A 19215-nucleotide genomic window follows, 5' to 3' on the forward strand; every position below is an offset into this window, starting at 1 on the left:
TTATTCCCATTCATTAAAGATAAAATAGATGGAAATTCAGATACTCAATTCATTGCTGTTGAACCTAGTGCATGTCCAACTCTTACTGAAGGTTCCTATCAATATGACTTTGGTGATACTAACGAATTCACACCAATGCTTAAGATGTTTACCTTAGGGCATGACTTTGTTGCTCCTTCAGTTCACGCTGGAGGTTTAAGATATCATGGTATGTCACCTATTGTTTCTTTATTAACTAAAGAAGGCTACATCGAACCTAGATCAGCTCATCAAGTTGATTGTTTCAATGCTGGAATTACATTTGCACGTAATCAAGGTATTGTTCCTGCTCCGGAAACAACTCACGCTATTAAAGTAACTATAGATGAAGCATTGAAATGTAAACAGACAGGTGAAGAAAAAACTATTGTTATGAACTTCTCAGGTCATGGAATGTTAGACTTGAAAGGATATGCTAGCTATTTTGAAGGAACTATGCAAAATGCTAAATAATCCTTCTTTTATTTTTTTGATTTTATTTACTTATAAGTTATAACTTATACTTTATAATTATAACTTATAACTAATAAGTTGCAAGTGCTAAGTTATATGTGAAAACAAATACTTTATAAGGAAGAAGTTATAAAATATAACTTATTTGTTAAAAGTTAGTTATGATAAGTTATTTCTTAAAACTTATTTTTTATAACTTTAAAGTTTTAACTTAAAACTTAATTCCTATCCCTTAGAAGTTAGAACTTAGAAGTTATTTCCTTTAAGTTTTAAATTAAAAGTAATAACTTAATCCTTTTAACTTATACTGAATAACTTATCTGTTATTCTTTAAACCTTTTAAATTTTAAGTTATATCATAACTGATAACTTAAAACTTATCAGAAATAGGAGAATTCTTTAATGAGTGAAGTAATAGCGGTGATGAATCAAAAAGGGGGTTGTGGTAAGACTACTACAGTTGTCAATACTGCAACATCTCTAGCGGTAATGGGAAAATCTGTTTTGGTTGTAGATATGGATCCTCAGGCTAATGCAACCACTAGTTTCGGGATCGATAAGACCAAAATAGAAAATACAATATATGATGCGCTTATAGGGGATATAAATGTTAAAAAAGCAACAATTCCTACGTTTATTAAAAATTTGTTTATTATCCCAAGTAATATATCCCTTAGTGGTGCAGGTATGGAGCTTTCTCAACGTGAAAATTATCATATAATTTTAAAAGAAACTCTAAAAGATGTTGTACCATTATTCGATTATATCTTCATCGATTTACCTCCTTCATTGGGTGTACTTACTGTCAATGCATTAGTAGCTTCCGATAGTGTTCTGATTCCTATCCAAGCTGAGTATTATGCCCTTGAAGGTGTGGCTGATTTAATTAATACAATACAATTAGTTGAACAAAGACTCAGAAGCCCGACCCCAATTAAAGGAATTCTCCTTACTCTATATGATAAGAGAACCAGACTCAGTAAAGACGTTCATAAAGAGCTTAAAAGTCACTTTAGCGAAAGCAATTTACTGTTTAAGACCATCATTCCAAGAAATATCAGATTGGCAGAGGCACCAAGTTTCGGTAAGCCTTGCTTAATTTACGATCCAGACAGTACTGGAACTAAAGCTTATTTAAAACTTGCAAAAGAAATTCTTAAAAGAGATGAGGAGGGTATAAATGGCTAGAAAAGGTCTTGGAAAAGGATTGGATTCATTAATTCCAGAAATATATGATGAAAATTTTGACAGTAATTCACCTCAATCTCTTGAAGACCTGTTAAATGGAAATGAAGATACTGAAGAAGAGGTTTCATCTCAAGTAGAAGAAGAAAAAACCGATAAAAAGGAAAAAAACATATTTGAAGAAATAGAGGAAGAAAATGATATGGAAAGTGATTCTCCTTCCGATGAAACTAGTGGAGTACAAAGCGAAATCGAAGAAGGGGAAAGTAGTCAAGATGGCGATGCATCCGAAGAGGTATCTGGCGATATACCTCCTCAAGAGGATATACAAGATGCACAGAAAATCCAAGTAGACCCATCCCATATAGATGAAGTAACTCAGATTGTTGATAAAAATCCAAGAATCACCCTTTGGTCTTCTAGGTCTGCAGCAGTTTTAAGATATTTGAGAAAAACCGAACCTGAATTCAGTATTTCAAAAGAAGCTTCAACTCTCATTGATGAAGCTGTCTCTAAAAAATACCCTGAAATTTGGGAATTGTTTGACCAATACTGATTTTAATGTTATAGTAATTATACTATAATTTATACTACTTTTTTTGAATATATTATAATTTACACTTGAAGTTATAGTTAGCTATTCGACAATCTATTTGTTATAAAAAAATTCTATTATTTTAGTTGATTTTAGCTTTAATAATTTTCAATAATTATCACATTAACACTTAAAATAAGGCATATATGTCTTATAAATCAAACGTGGTTTGAAATTCACCGCTTATTTTGATGTAGGGTTCAGCTCGATTTACTACAACACCTAACTTTTTCAATTGTTCTATATTTGTAAAAGGCATTTTTTTTCGAATAGAAATAATTTTTCTTGCGGATTTTACTCCGATTCCAGGCACTCTTATTAGTTCCACCAGTGGTGCTCTGTTGATTTCTACAGGGAATATATCCATATTTTTTGCAGCCAAAATCTTTGGATCTTGGGTAAGGGAGAGCCTATCGTTTTCATCAAATACCAGTTCCTTCACATTATAGTGATAGTCATTGAGCAGGCTGTCTGCATTATAAAGTTTTGCTGTTCTGTCGGTGGAACATGCTTCCTTATTTGAGAATTCTGTCTCTTCAACAGGAGTGAATGCGGAAAAGTATGTTCTTTTCAGTTCTGATTTTTTGTAGATTTTCTCCATTCTTTCAAGTATTTCCTTGTCGCTTTCACTGTTTGCACCTACAATCAGCTGTGTTGTATGTGTTGAGTTGGGATATGTTGTGCTTTTGTGCTGCAGGCTGTTTATCCAAGATAACCTTTTAAGGATATCTTTGTTGTAGTCTTTGGTTGATGACAATTCCGCAAGTCCTGAAGGGGTTGCCGCTTCAATGTTTATGCTGACCCTATTGGCTAAGGCCATCGCTCTTTTAATCGAATCCTTGCTGGCTCCCGGAACAACCTTTAAATGAATATAATCGTCATATCCATATTTGTTTCTCAAAAGATGAACGGTTTCAATCTGCTTTTCCATTGTTTCGTCTACATCACCTGTTATCCCTGAGCTTAAGAATAGTCCATTGACCATTCCTCTACCATAATATCCAAGAAATGCCTTCGCAAGCTCTTCTGGTGACAGTTCAAGGCGTGTAAAGTTTCTTTTGGACTGGTTGATGCAGTACTTGCAATCGTTTTTGCATTTGTTTGTCAAAAGCGTTTTAAAAAGTGGAATTTTACAGCCGTTATGACCAGTGGCTTCATAAATTCCAGGCAAATTAACTTGTGAGCTCTTATGATGACTAACATAGTCGCATAAGTCATATTGTGCTGAATCTGTTAGGATTTTCATCTTTTCTAAAGTGCTCATAATCAATATTATGTCGGTTATATTAAATATTTTTTAGTTTTACAATATATGAAATCGGCTATTTATTGTATATTTTTTTCAAATTAAACACTGTTTAACAAATTTTTAATAATTTTTCCTATTTTTATCTAATTTTCCATAAATTTATTGAATGTAAAATATTCAGATTAATTTTTAAATTATGAATATGTCAAATCAAATTATCAAATAGATATTATTTTGTCTAATTCAATTATATTTCATTAAACTTTTGTAAAGTTTATATAGTTAAAATTTTTTTATATATTAACAGGTTTTAGTTCATGGCTCGCTGGAGATGATTTTTCTCCAATAGTTATTGAGTATTATACAATATTAATTGTATACTAAAACTGTAAATTTTAACTGGTGTAAAGAAAATGAACTTTAATTCTAGAATATTGAAAATTTCTATTGTAATTGCATTGATTTTCATGCTAATTCCAATTGTTGCAGCAGAGGATTCAACCGATTCTGTTTATGCAGAGGATGCTGGAATTGATGAAATTAATGCAATAGAAGCTCAAGATGACATGGAAGATACTGTACTTTTACAGGAAGAGTCTGATGATATTGTTGGCGATTCTGATGATGATTTATTAGATGATGAAGAGGAACCTACTGAAGGGGATTATGATTCTGAATTAGAACCTTTCGTTAGTGTCCCTGTTGAAGATGATGATGAATCAAGTGCAGATTTGCAAATCAGATCATTTGTTGTTCCTTCTAAATTAAAAGTTGGGGATTATGCTATCTTTACATTTATTGTAACCAACAACGGTCCAGATATGGCTGAAAATGTTGTTGCTTATGCAAATGTTGTAAGAGGAGATGTATTGTATATTTCATCCTCATGCAATAAAGGAGAATACAACTCTTATACTGGTGTTTGGGATATAGGTGATTTGGACGCTGGAGACTATGCAATGCTGCTTGTTCTCGGTAGGGTATTAACCGATGAACCGATTACTACACTTGCATATGTAAATGCTGATACTTTTGATCCTGACTATTCGAATAATTCTTTCCGTGAAACATTATATGTCGAAAGCGAAAACAGCGGTGCTGCTGAAGTTCAAAAAATGCCTGCAACAGGTAATCCTGTCGTAATGGCTATTTTAGCGGTATTGGCAATTGTTGGTGTAACAGTAGGAAGAAGAAATTAGGAATATTATAATAATATATTGGGAAGGTTCTATCGGAAAATATAAAATTTATTGTAGATTCAAAAATGTGCACTTTGAATTGATGATTTAGAAGTTATTTCAATGGGATGAATTTTGTTTCATTCAGTTCAAAATATGCAAAATTGCGCAAAGACCAAAGAAAATACTGTAAACTGCATTCATGTTAGTTTACCGACCAAATGGATTATTAGAATTAAAGTTTCATGTCTACAATATATAATATTTTCAGGGGGTATTTGACCCTGTCTTTTCACATTGGAACATCTCTTGATTTCATCCAACAGTTATTTAAAAAAATTAGATAAAATTCATTGAATGTACAAATTTTCTATAAGAATTTTATCCGGTTATTTTGCCTGATTTACAATATATTGCAGCTGTATAATTTCAGCTTTTTTCAAATCTTAAACGCTATTATAATTTTCATGATTAAATTTTTTTAGTTGTTGAAAATCATTCATAAAAACTAATAATTAATGGAAATCTTCAAACATATGGTATGATTGAATAAATTGATAAAAAATATCAAATAGATAACTAATTGTATATTTTTTGTTGATTTTTTTGATTAACTGTAAAGTATATATATGATGAAATGTCAATATAACACCAGTTATTAGAAATAATAATCTAAACTTTGAACATATTATTGATAATAACAATGAGAAAGAATATTGTTGTACAATATTAATATAAAAAAATTATAAGAATGAATATGAAAGGTGTCGAGAATGAACATCAAATCTAATATATTAAAATTATCCATTATATTTATGCTGATTTTAGTATTGATCCCAGTCGTAGCGGCTGAGGATTCCAGCGAAGCTTTTTATATAGAGTACGCTGAAGAAACTAGTGATGATGTCATTGTCGAAGAGTCTTATTCAGCTGATGAAGAAGTTGAATATGCTCAAGAACACACATTTATCTCAAATGAAAATGATGATGTTGGAAGTGACAGCGAAGATCTTTCAACAGACAATAATCATTTTGAAGAACCAGTTGCAGATAACTGTGATGCTAATATAATAGAACATGTTGAATGTTCTTATGATGTATCTCAAAATGTCCAGTTAAATGAAGATGATGTTAATTATATATCTTCAGACAATTTCGCCGATATAATCGATGAGGATACTTTTGAGAATGGTGATTGTGAACTTACAACCGAAAATATTAGTGTAATCAACCAAGGTTCATTATTCATTTCTAAAAATGATTTCAAGGAGAATATCATTTTAATTACAATAAATTTAAATACTGAAACTTCCAGCTTTGAGACGACGAGTTTCGATCGTGGAATAACGAAGATTCTGGAATTGAAGAATTCAATCTTAATCAGTCAGGACATCAGGATAGCCTGCTTAAACGATGTTGCATTTGACGTAGACAGCGATATCGTTGACTGTATCAACAAGGCTACCAATGATTTTGCTTTCAGTATTGACAATTCTGTTGTTGGAGATGGATATGGAATTTTAAATGTATGCAATTCTTGTTTTTTAAAATTTAACCCTTGTTTTTACGCTTTTGTTTCTTGTGAATTTTTAACCGTTGACGACTTTTTTGGTAGTGATTTTCTAATTGCTTTCAAACTTTTTTGTGATTTTGCTGTAGAACATAGTGAAAATGATCTAAATTTAGATAATTTTCAGGAATTTTACCGATTCAGTGGTAATATTAATATGTAGATTAAATAACTATAAGCTTAATTAATCGTTTTAAATCGTTGGCTATGATTTATGGTGGTTGATTATGGTTATAATCTTTTGATAAAATTTTTATCAGGTCAGTTATTCTAAATCGCTAAAATGGTTTTTATATGGCTGGTTAAAATAGTTATTTTAATTGAAATATATTTTATACAATATATTTCCATATCTTTTCTTTTAGCGAATGCTAGCGATAGCTTTGTTTAATTTTTTCTTATTTTTTATATCCAATTTGATAATTTTTTGCTTAAAAATTGCAAACATTTATATATAACTTCCATACAATATATTAATTAGTGCAGAAATGCATTCTTTCATATTATTCTATTTTTATATAATTTGTATGCAGGTTTTTTCTCATGAGATAATGAGGTAAAAACATGAAATTAAATGCGAAACTTTTAGTCGTCGCTTTTATTCTGGCGATCTTTTCAGTAGGTGCTGTTGCAGCTAGTGAAAACCTTACTCTAGATTCAAGCGAATTTACTCAAGTTCCACATGAACAGGTTGTTTCAGTTTCTGAACCAACAGTTCCGGAAGTTGAAACGACAAATCAAGAGACGTCTGCTGCTGATATTAATAATGAAGCATCAGTAAGTTCAGACAATAATTGTACTGATTCCCATTCAAAGGGATCTTTAAGGCAAGTTAAAAAGGGAGAATCACTGTTAGGTGCAACTAATGATGAGAATGTTTTAGGGGCAAAAACTATAACCCCTGCGGGAACAAAATTTTATAATATCCGTGATGCAATTCAAAATGCAGATGAGGGGGATATCATTGATTTAGGCGGTTTAACATATACTGGATCTAAAGTAAGTAATCTTGCTACTAGTAAAAAGATTACAATACAAAACGGTATTATTGATGGTATAGATGTTACTTCTGCTAGTCAAATTAATTTTAATAATGTAATAATTAAAGACGTACATTTTACAAATTTTAATTTCAAATTAGGAAAATGGTCTAGAGTATTTTTCTTTGTTGATTCAACTTTGGAAAATGTGAAGTTTACAAATTCCAGTCAAGACACCTATATGGGAATGTTTTCTGGTTTGACCAATACGAAAGCTATAAATGTGGTCTATGATGGTATTGTTTCTGGAACATGTGTTGCAGATTTAAAATATTCCAATTTAACTAATGTAAACTTTACCAATTCAAGAGTTACTGATGATACAAAAGGAACAGACACCGGACAATTCACTGTAATTATTGGTAGTATACTTGACAATTGTAATTTTATTAATACTTCTTCCAAACAGCACTCAGGTGCAATCTGTATGGCACGTGGGGAAAATACAGTAATCAATTCCAATTTTATCAATTGTACTGCATGGGTTGGTGGTGCAATCTATGCTCACGGTGACTTTATAGAAGGTAACAAAAAGTATACAATTGAAAATTGTAAGTTTATTAATTGTCATGCTGAAGAGGAAGGTGGAGCTTTAGGTCTTTCACACAACAACATGGATGTTAAAAATTGTGTGTTCATAAACAATACTGCAACAAAAGGTGCAGGTATTATGGTTGGAGGAATTAACCATCCTGCTGGTATTGATGGGGATAATTCTCACGGTCATAATATCACTATGGAAAATTGTTATTTTGAAAGAAATATAGCAAGCGAAGAAGGTGGAGCTGTACACATTAGTGGAGATAACAACACCTTTATTAACTCAAGATTCTATTTCAATGAAGCTCCGGAAGGCGGTGCAGTTCACATTACCGGTGAGAATGCTGTCGCAAAAGATTCAATTTTTGATGACAATTTTGCACACGGAGGAAAAGGTGCAGCAATTTATGTAAAAGGAAATTATTCTGATATTGATAGTTCTAAATTTACTAACCATGACTCTGAAATGGGTACTGTTTATATTTATGGAAATCACTTCACCTGTAATAACTCTGAATTTTACCATAACACTGCAGACCATGGAGGTGCTGGAATTTATGTGGAAGGTAACTATTCACATATTTATGGTTCCAGATTTGAAGACAATAACGCATCAAGGCACGGTGGAGCTATTCACTCCATAGGAGATCATGCAGTAATCAATAATTCAGTATTTATGGACAATCATGCACATCCAAGCATCCAAGATGAAGATTATGGATTGGGTGGTGCGGTTTACATTGACGGTAGGGATAACCAAGTTGCATACTCTAAATTTAAACACAATACCGCACGTAACGGTTCTGCAATTTATAACAGAGGGGATGACTTAGTTTTAATCGATGATCTATTTGAAAATAACCAGGCATGGAGTTATTTCCTCTTCACTGAAGCCAAACCTCCTGAATCTTACTGGAGTGAAGACATGGAAGTATTGGTCAACGTCACTCTTGTTGCGGGAGATAACCTTATCAATGCTATTTACAACGACCGTGACCCTGATGAGATCTATTTCTACAATGTTACATACACATTGAATCCAACAGATTTATACCCAACTGGTATCAAAACCACAAATTCCAGTGAACTTCACCCTGTGGATGGTGTGGAAAACAGTCATGGAGGCGCTGTTCTTTATCAGGATGCTCGTGAAGATGACCAGATAATAAAAGTTAATGTGACATATAAAGACGGTTTGGTCTTCCAATATTCCGGAAAAACCAACATGTACGGAAACGTTTTGCTTGCACTTAAAAAGGAAAACCTCACAGACGGTCAGTTCCACCCAGGTGTCTATAATGTAACTGCAGCTCACCCTGCCGATGAAATATATACTGCAATTGACAACAGTACCACTTTCACAGTTCATCCGCATGTAGATGTAAGCGTTACAAAAACAAGTAACAAGGATGTTTATGTGGTGGGTGAAAACGCTATATTTACCATTAGAGTATACAGTGTCGGAACCAATGCGACAAATGTAAAGGTTAGGGATATCCTCCCGTCTTCTTTGAAATATGTTGACTCTTCAGCAACTCAGGGCAAGTACAATTCCACAAGCAATGTATGGGATATCGGATTCATGCCTCACTGTGCATCTCAAACATTGACATTGACTGTCAAGACCACAGAATTAGGCGCTTTCAACAATGTCGTTAATGTGACCTGCACTGAAAAGGACTGGAATATGTCCAACAATGTGGACAACAAAACCATCAAGGTCGATTTATACTACACCAAGGAAGCTAATGTAACCAACACTTCAGCAGGTGAAAATTTCGAATATTACTTAAGGGTTTACAATACCGGCAGTTCTATGTACAATGAGACTTTAAGAGTCATCGATACCCTGCCTGAAGGAGTTCAATATTTGGGTGTTTATGATTTTCAAGGCGCCGATCTGGTTAGATATATCAATTATGGTTTCCAGCAGATTTGGGAAATCACAAATATTTCAGCAGGCACCCGTGCCAAAATTACCATTAAGGTTAAAGCACTCAAAGACGGTGTTTGGAACAACACCATGCAGGTATGGAATTATCCTCCTGTAAACGCTACCGTTAATGTGTCTTCAAATGCTGATTTGCGTGTAGTTAAAGAGGTTTCAGTTAAAAACACCAAAAAAGGAGATTTAATCGATTGGACAATTTTCGTTAAAAATGAAGGTCCGAGCATTGCTATGGGCGCATATCTTGATGACATATTGCCTGCCGGATTGGAAATTTATGGAATGACAATTGCTTCAAAAGGCAGTTACAACAGAAATATCGGAAGATGGACCATTGGGGACATGGCAGTCGGTGAAATACAGACTTTAACTATTACTACTAGAGTTACAGTTTCCGGCACATCAATTACCAACAATGCTACCGTAAACTCAACTACTCCGGATCCGGTACCTGAAAACAACTTTGACAATGAAACTGTTAATGTGACTCCTGAAGGAGACGTCGGCATTGAAAAATCAGTTTCAAGTCAGAGTGTTTCTCACAATTCCATTGTAATATGGACTCTCAATGTCACAAACCACGGTCCGGACAAGGCCACTGGAGTATATGTGATTGACAGATTGCCTAATGGCTTAGATTATATTAATTCAACCAGAACAAAAGGCAGTGCATATAATCCTGTTTCCGGAAGATGGGATATTGGCGAGTTGGCAAATGGTGAGTCTGCAATCTTGACAATCAATACAAAAGTAAACATTTACGACGGTTTTATTTCAAACAACGCTACTGTTTACAGTACTTCTGTTGATACAAACCCAGACAACAATCATGATGAAAACTTCACTCAGATTTCAACTGTAGCTGATGTAAGCATCGTTAAATTGGTTTCAAACCAAACCTCTCACTATGGTGATGTAATTGAATGGACAGTCATTGTAACCAACAACGGCCCTAATACTGCTGAAAATGTATATGTAATTGACTTTTTACCTGTTGTATTGGTACAGACCAAACAACCTTATATTTCCAAAGGTCAAATTGCTCACTTGGGTCAGAATGGATTATGGACCATTGGTGATTTGGCAAATGGTGAATCAGCATTCATTATTATTTACACAAAAGTCAACACAACAGACAAAACCATAATCAACGTTGCAAATGTAACCACTTCAACTTATGATTCCAATTTATCCAACAATTGGGCTGAAAATATAACCTATGTTCCTCCTGAAGCTGATGTTGAAGTTATCAAAACAGTTAATAATTTAACTCCTAATAAAGGAGATACAATTGTTTGGACTATTACAGTCATTAACCATGGTCCTGATGTAGCTGAAAATGTTATAGTAACTGATATATTGCCTGCTGGCGTAGAATATGTATCACATCAAGGTTCATATCACCATGGCTCAGGCATATGGGATGTCGGTAGCTTGGCACATAAGGAAACTAAAACATTAAACATTACTACAAAGGTTGTAGACACTGGTAAAATTACAAATGAAGTAAATGTAACCACCACAACCTATGACACAGATTTAACCAACAACTATGATAATGAAACCATTGATGTTCCTGCAATTGCTGATTTGGCAATCACTAAAGAGGTATCCAATAAGACTCCTAAGTATGGTGATTTGATCAACTGGACAATTACTGTTACAAACAATGGCCCTAACAATGCAAGAAATGTCGTCGTTAATGATAAGTTGCCTAAAGGATTAATTTATGTAACCCACAATGCAACTAAAGGTTTGTATGATTCAGTTCAAGGAATCTGGCAAATCGGGGATGTAATGCACTTTGAAAATGAAAGCATTGTCATTACCACTCGTGTAAATATCACAAACACTACTATAACTAATGTTGCTGTAGTTACTTCAACTACTCCTGACCCTGATGATTCAAACAATAAGGCCAACAACACTACTACAGTAGGGCCTGTTGCAGACTTGGCTATTGAAAAAACCGTAAACAATCATAGTCCTATTAAGGATGAAAATGTTGTCTGGACAATTACAGTCACAAACAATGGTCCTGATGCAGCAATCAATGCTGTTGCAACCGATGTCATACCAAACGGTTTGGTTTTCGTTGAAGCTACTGGTGACGGTACTTACAATTCTCGAACTAATTTATGGGATATTGGTGACATTGAAAATGGAGGAACCAGAGTATTGAACATTACAACAAAAGTGGATGTCAGTAAGGCGGTCATCACTAACGTTGTAAATGTAACTTCAGATACTCCTGATCCTGACGATTCAAACAACGAAGACAATGCTACCATTGATGTCGGTCACGAAACTGATTTGGAAGTAATCAAAACAGTATCAAACTCCACTCCAAAATCTGGTGATGAAATAATATGGAACATAACCGTCATTAACCACGGTCCTGATGACGCTATCGAAACTGTTGTAACTGATAAGTTGCCTGCAGGATTGGTATGGATTAGCGATGACAGTAACGGCAAATATAATCATGTTACCGGAATCTGGAATATCGGAACATTAAAGAATCACACTAATGTGACTTTACTGATTAGGACTTTGGTAAATGCATCAGGCGTAAACATTACAAACATTGCTAATGTAACCACTGATACCCGTGACACCAACGAGTCAAACAATGAGGACAATGACACTATCGATGTTCCTGCAGATCCAAAAGCTGATTTGGAGATTGTCAAAGTGGTATCCAACAAGAATCCTCGCTTCGGTGAAGAGATAACATGGACTATTAAAGTAATCAACAATGGTCCTGATACTGCATATAACGTAACAGTAACCGATAAATTGCCTTCCGGCTTAATTTATAAGGCTGACGATTCAAACGGAAAATACAACCCAACTACCGGTGTTTGGGATATTGGAGAATTGGCTAACAACGAACCTAGAGCTTTGGTTATTACCACATTGGTTAACATTACCAATGCCACTATTACAAATGTCGCTGTTGTAAATTCAACTACTCCAGATCCTAACGAAGAAAACAATAAAGCGAACAACAATACTACTGTAGCTCCTGAAGCTGATTTGGAAATCATTAAATTGGTATCTAACTCTACATCTCATAAGGGCGACATTATCACTTGGACCATTACAGTAACCAACAAGGGTCCTGATGCCGCATTTAATGTGTATGTGAGAGATGAATTGCCTGCAGAATTAGTTTACACTAGCTATTCAAAAACCAAAGGATTATTTGATTTGGATACTTTAACATGGTATATTTCAAGCTTGGCTAAAGGGGAATCACAGAATTTAACATTGAATACTTTAGTAAACGTCACTAACATGACCTTAATGAATAAAGTGAATGTTACCAACGATGTTTATGATCCTAATCAAACCAATAATGAAGCTAACAATAATACTACTGTAGCTCCTGAAGCTGACCTAGAAGTTATCAAAACTGCCATGAACGCTACTGTTGGAAAAGGTGATGTTGTAGTTTGGAACATTACCATTATCAATCATGGTCCTGACACAGTCACTGAAATTTTTGTAGTTGACAGTGCTCAACAGGGATTGGTATTTGTCGCTACAAATGGTAACTTGGCCATAGAACAGACAATAACAAGACACATGTATCTTAATTTGGAAGTTGGTCAATCAATAACCTTCTTTGTTAAAACTTTGGTAAATGCATCTGACGTTAACTTAACAAACAATGTTTTAGTAATTGGAAATGTCACTGACCCTAATCCAAACAACAATAGGGACAACGATACAATTGAAGTGCTGCCTACTGCAAACCTTGTAGTTGTTAAAACCGTATCAGCTAATGTGACTAAAGCAGGCGATGAGATTACCTGGACTATTACTGTAACCAACAATGGTCCTGACACTGCCGTTAACACCAGGGTAACTGATGAGTTGCCTAAAGGCGATTTAATCTACAGCGGCCATAAGGCTGACGTTGGTAATTATGACCCTGAGTCCGGAATCTGGATTGTTGGTGATTTGGCAAGCGGAGATTCAAAATCTTTACAGATCAGAACTATTGTTAACATTACTAACAAGACAATCGTCAATGTTGCTAATGTAACCAGTGACACTCCTGGAAACAAAACAAATGATACAAACAAAACCACTTCCATTCCTGAAGCTGATTTGGAAGTTATCAAAACTGCTATGAACGCTACCGTTAGGAAAGGTGATTATGTGGTCTGGAACCTTACCTTTATCAATCATGGTCCTGATACAATCACCGAGATTTTGATAATTGACAGCGCTCAACAGGGATTGGTATTTGTTGATACCAATGGTAACTTGGCTAGTGAACAAACAATAAGAGATCGTATTGTGGTTAATTTAGAAGCCGGCCAATCAATTTCAAAGAAAATAAAAACCTTGGTAAACGCATCTGATGTTATCTTAACAAATAATATTTTAGCAATCGGAAATGTTTTCGACCCTAATCCAAACAACAATAGGGACAACGATACAATTGAAGTGTTGCCTATAGCTGATTTGGAAATTGTCAAATTGGTATCCAACCCTAATCCTAAGGCTGGAGATATTGTAACCTGGACAATTACAGTCACTAACAACGGTCCTGATGCTGCGAAAAACGTTAACGTAACCGATAAATTACCTGAAGGCTTAACCTACAAGACCCATAAGGTAGATTATGGTTTGTATGATCCGTCCAACGGCGTTTGGATTATTGGCGAAATGGCTAAAGGTCAATCATACAGTTTAGTTATCAATACTACTGTAGATATCGTTAACGGAACCATTGAGAATGTTGCTGTTGTCACTTCAGACACTCCGGATAACAATACTGACAACAACAAGGCTAACAATAACACTACCGTTAATGAAAACGCTGACTTGGTAATCGTCAAAGAGGTTTCAAACAAGAATCCTCACAAAGGAGACATCATTACCTGGACCATTACAGTAACCAACAAAGGTCCTAGCGATGCTAAAAACGTTAAAGTAACTGACAAATTGCCTGAAGGATTGTTATTCAGAGGCTCCAATGGTGCTTATAACCCTGAAACCGGTGTATGGACAGTTGGCGATTTGGCAAACGGCAAGTCTTCAAGCCTGGTTATCACCACTCTTGTAGACATTACAAACAGAACTATTACAAATGTAGCTGTTGTCACATCAGACACTCCGGATTCAAACGAAACCAACAACAAAGGTAACAATACAACTGATGTTGCTCCTGAGGCGGATTTGGAAGTAATCAAAACAGTAAGCAATTCAACTCCTAAGGCTGGAGACATCATAACCTGGACCATTACTGTAACCAACAAAGGTCCGGACACAGCAGTTAATGTGAAGATAGTCGACACTCTTCCGGATGGACTTTTAGTGGTCGTCAATGGAATTGCAAAACCTACAAATGAAATCACTGTTGAAATCCCATCCATCGAGGATGGCAAATCATCAGAATTCACTGTTGAAACATTGGTCAACATTACCAATGCAAATATCACAAACGTTGCTGTAGTCAATTCAACAACATACGATCCGAACGAAACAAACAATAAGGATAATGAAACTGTCAATGTACCTGCAGAAGCTGATTTGAGCATTGTCAAATTGGTATCAAATGCAACCGCTCACAAAGGAGACATTGTTACATGGACTGTTATTGTCACCAATAACGGCCCTGATGCTGCGAAAAACGTATATGTAAATGACATATTGCCTAACGGATTAGTTTACAAAGCTCACAAAGCTACTAAAGGACTGTTCGATTCAAACAGAATGGTATGGTTCATTACTGCTTTGGCAAATGGAGAATCCCAGACATTAACAATCGATACTTTGGTAGACACTACCAACACTAAAATCACAAACATCGTTAATGTGACATCTGACACTCCTGATTCAGACAAAACCAACAATGTAGCAAACAACACAACTGATGTGCCTCCTGAAGCTGACATCGGTGTAGTTAAAGAGGTAAATGAAACAGAATGTGTAAAAGACCAAATCGTTGAATGGAAGATTACAATGACCAACCACGGTCCTGACGGTGCAGACAATGTCATCGTTAAAGATAACTTGCCTGACACATTGATATTCATCAGTGCAGACGGCAATTATAACCCGCAAACAGGTATTTGGACTATCGATTATTTGGCAAGTGGTGAAACACGTGTTTTAACCATTGTAACAAAAGTCAACACTACCGGCATGGTAATTGTAAACAATGTTACCGCAACAAGCGGAGTATACGATCCTGACATGAGCAACAACAAGGCAACCAACAAAACTACAGTCGTAACTGAAACCCTAGCTGATTTGGTAGTCGTTAAAGTCGTTTCAAATAAGAATCCTCACAAAGGTGATGAGATTACCTGGACTATTACTGTAACCAATAACGGTCCGGACACAGCAAAAGACGTTACTGTAACTGATAAATTGCCTAGCGGATTAACATTCATCGAATCCGATGGCAGTTATGATGCATCCACTGGTGTTTGGACTATTGGAGATTTGGCTAACGGCAAATCTGTAAGCCTTACAATCAAGACAAAAGTTGACATTACCAATGCAAACATTACAAATGTCGCTGTAGTAAACTCCACTACTCCTGACAACAACACCGACAACAACAGAGGCAATGACACTACCGGTGTTGACCCTGAATCTGACATTAAAGTTGTCAAAACAGTATCCAATCCTGAACCTGCACAAGGTGATGTGATTACCTGGACTATCGTTGTTGCGAACTTAGGTCCTGATACTGCCAAAAACGTATATGTGGAAGAATTCATCCCTAGCGGATTGCAATTGATTTCAGCAAGAGGAACCAAAGGATTCTTCATGAATGAAATATGGACTGTTGGAGATTTAAGCAACGGTGAAATTGCTACTTTAACATTAACCACAAAAGTATTGACTTCAAGCGGTACAATCGTAAACAATGTTATTGCACATACTTCAACCTACGATCCGAATCAGACCAACAATAAGGATACCGCAAAGGTAACTCCTAAAAAAGTAAAAACCAGTGCTGATTTGGAAATAATCAAAGTTGCAAACAAGGAAGTTGTGGAAGTTGGAGACAAGATTATCTGGACCATTAAGGTTATCAACCACGGCCCTGATAAAGCTATTAATGTTCGTGTAACTGATGGCGCAACCGGAGACATGGAATTCGTATCTGCAAGTGCATCTAAAGGTTCATTTGATGATGATATGGGCGTTTGGACCATTGGAGATATGGAAGTTGGTGAAACTGCAGTGCTTCAAATTACCTGTATTGCATTGAGTGAAACTGTAAACGTTAACAGTGCAGTTGTTGAAAGTGACACTCCAGATCCAAATGAGGACAACAACTATGATGAAGCTAGCGTTGAAGCAGTAAACCCTGTTCCGGATGAACATCCTCAAAACAATCCAACTCCAAGTCAGGCTCCAACTATGCATGCAACCGGTAATCCGATTGTGATTGTTCTGTTGGCATTGTTGACTATAGTTGGCGTAACATTAAGAAGAAGAAATTAAACACATGAAATGGGAATTGATTTTCCCATACTTTTTTTATTTTTTGCAAATTTTTTCACTATCATTTAATCGAAGATAGCTATTATAATTTAACATTAACATTAACAACTATCATTTTAATCAAAGCTTCTTTTTATAATATTAATCAATCACTATAATTTTTCCAGACTTTATCTTCACGTATAGGTAAGGCCAACAATATTTTCCAATTTCAAATTAATTCCAATATTTTAAAAGATATAATAGACATAAATATTGTTGATTAAATTAATTGTGTGATTAAATGAAAAGTGATAGTGTAAAAGAAGGAATTCAGAGGGCTCCGCACAGGTCTCTTTTAAGGGCATGCGGGCTTGATGATGACGACTTTAAAAAACCGTTTATTGGAATAGCTAACAGTTATACCGATATTGTACCGGGCCATATTCACCTGAAAGACCTGGTTGAGTTTGTAAAGGAAGGTATTATTGCTGCAGGCGGCATCCCATTTGAATTTGATACAATGGCAGTCTGTGACGGAATCAGTATGAACCATGAAGGAATGAAATACTCTCTTCCTTCAAGGGAAATAATTGCGGCAACAGTTGAAAGTATGACAAAAGGACATGCATTTGACGGACTTGTATTGATTCCAAGCTGTGATAAGGTTGTTCCTGGAATGATAATGGGTGCAGCACGTGTCAATGTGCCATCAATCGTCGTTACCGGAGGGCCAATGAAAGCAGGTTCATATAAGGGTAAACCCGCTGATTTGATTACTGTTTTTGAAGCTGTTGGAGCTTATTCTGCAGGCAAAATGTCTGAAGAGGAAGTCCATGAACTTGAAAAATGTGCATGTCCTGGAGCTGGAAGCTGCTCAGGCCTGTTTACAGCAAACACAATGGCATGCATTACAGAAACATTGGGACTTTCACTTCCTACCTGCGCAACAACACATGCTCTGACAGAGGAAAACAATCAGGTGGCATTTGAATCCGGAAAACAAATTGTCAAGCTTGTAGAAGATGACATAAAACCGTCAGACATAATGACTCAGGAAGCCTTCAACAATGCAATCGCAGTTGACATGGCATTGGGAGGATCATCAAATACAGCATTGCATATTCCTGCATTGGCCAGTGAAGTTGAAGGCGTTAATGTCGATTTGGAATTGTTCGATGAAATATCAAGAAAAGTCCCTCATATTGCTCTCATATCTCCTGCCGGTGAAGATTCAATGATGGATTTGCACCTTGCAGGCGGAATTCAGGCAGTATTGAAAACTTTAGGTGATAAGATTGATGTTAATCAGTTGACAGTGACTGGAAAAACCATTAAGGAAAACCTGGAAACTGTGGAGAATAAAAACACTGATGTCATTCACACTTTAGATGACCCTGTCCATGAAGATGGTGGAATTGCAATCTTGAAAGGTAATCTCGCTCCAAACGGCAGTGTAGTTAAAAAAGGTGCCGTTGCAGATAATCTCATGCATCTTAAAGGCCCTGCAAAAGTGTATGATTCAGAAGAGGAAGTCACAAAGGCGATATTCGACCATGAAATCGAAGAAGGTGACATTGTTGTAATCAGGTATGAAGGGCCTAAAGGAGGACCTGGAATGCGTGAAATGCTTAATCCAACTTCAGCACTTGCAGGAATGAACATTAAGGATGTGGGTCTAATAACCGACGGAAGATTTTCAGGAGGAACAAGAGGGCCTTGCATAGGTCACGTTTCACCGGAAGCAAGGGAAAACGGACCGATTGCAGCAATACAAAACGGTGATATTATTGAAATCGACATTAACAACAGGCTGATTAATGTTGAACTCACTGACGAAGAGATCGAAGAAAGGCTCAGACAAGTCAAACACCCTGAAAGCGATGTTTCAGGCTGGCTGGCAATATATCAGAAACTTGTTCACTCCGCTGATACTGGAGCTATCTTAAGGTAGTGT

Annotated in this window: 7 protein-coding genes and 1 pseudogene; 7 read left to right on the top strand and 1 reads right to left on the bottom strand. The window is 35.7% G+C overall.

Translation table 11 applies throughout. The features are described 5' to 3' along the window. From Q0W26_RS02670 to Q0W26_RS02680, 3 genes and pseudogenes are all read left to right on the top strand, one after another. Positions 1 to 492 (top strand): annotated as a pseudogene (locus Q0W26_RS02670) (TrpB-like pyridoxal-phosphate dependent enzyme); the annotation flags it as partial. Between the two features lie 402 nt (positions 493 to 894). Further along, positions 895 to 1680 (top strand): ParA family protein, encoded by a 786-nt coding sequence (locus Q0W26_RS02675; RefSeq protein ID WP_298522095.1) that lies wholly within the window; start codon positions 895 to 897, stop codon positions 1678 to 1680. Then, positions 1673 to 2233 carry an AAA family ATPase gene (locus Q0W26_RS02680; protein ID WP_298522097.1) on the top strand — a complete coding sequence of 187 codons (561 nt, stop codon included), beginning with the start codon at positions 1673 to 1675 and terminating at the stop codon, positions 2231 to 2233. The genes Q0W26_RS02675 and Q0W26_RS02680 overlap by 8 nt, the downstream gene beginning before the upstream one ends. A 190-nt stretch (positions 2234 to 2423) precedes the next feature. Here the strand turns inward: Q0W26_RS02680 and Q0W26_RS02685 are convergent, their stop codons facing one another. Continuing rightward, positions 2424 to 3536, bottom strand: a complete 1113-nt coding sequence (locus tag Q0W26_RS02685) for a radical SAM protein (RefSeq protein ID WP_298522100.1) — start codon at positions 3534 to 3536, stop codon at positions 2424 to 2426. A 398-nt stretch (positions 3537 to 3934) separates the two neighbouring features. Between Q0W26_RS02685 and Q0W26_RS02690 the strand changes: the two genes are divergently transcribed. The 4 genes from Q0W26_RS02690 to ilvD all read left to right on the top strand — a co-directional run bounded on the left by Q0W26_RS02690 (position 3935) and on the right by ilvD (position 19212). Beyond that, positions 3935 to 4720: a DUF11 domain-containing protein gene (locus Q0W26_RS02690; protein WP_298522103.1), complete on the top strand. Its 786-nt coding sequence runs from the start codon at positions 3935 to 3937 to the stop codon at positions 4718 to 4720. An 809-nt stretch (positions 4721 to 5529) separates the two neighbouring features. Beyond that, positions 5530 to 6432 (top strand): hypothetical protein, encoded by a 903-nt coding sequence (locus Q0W26_RS02695; RefSeq protein ID WP_298522108.1) that lies wholly within the window; start codon positions 5530 to 5532, stop codon positions 6430 to 6432. 401 nt (positions 6433 to 6833) lie between these two features. Then, the gene (locus Q0W26_RS02700) at positions 6834 to 17279 is read left to right on the top strand and encodes a CARDB domain-containing protein (protein WP_298522110.1); all 10446 of its coding nucleotides are present in this window, start codon (positions 6834 to 6836) and stop codon (positions 17277 to 17279) included. Between the two features lie 283 nt (positions 17280 to 17562). Next, positions 17563 to 19212 (top strand): dihydroxy-acid dehydratase, encoded by a 1650-nt coding sequence (gene ilvD, locus Q0W26_RS02705; RefSeq protein ID WP_298522112.1) that lies wholly within the window; start codon positions 17563 to 17565, stop codon positions 19210 to 19212. The last annotated feature ends 3 nt before the right edge of the window (positions 19213 to 19215 follow it).

This window comes from uncultured Methanobrevibacter sp. (assembly GCF_947169325.1).
In the GTDB taxonomy this organism is placed as follows: Archaea; Methanobacteriota; Methanobacteria; order Methanobacteriales; family Methanobacteriaceae; genus Methanocatella.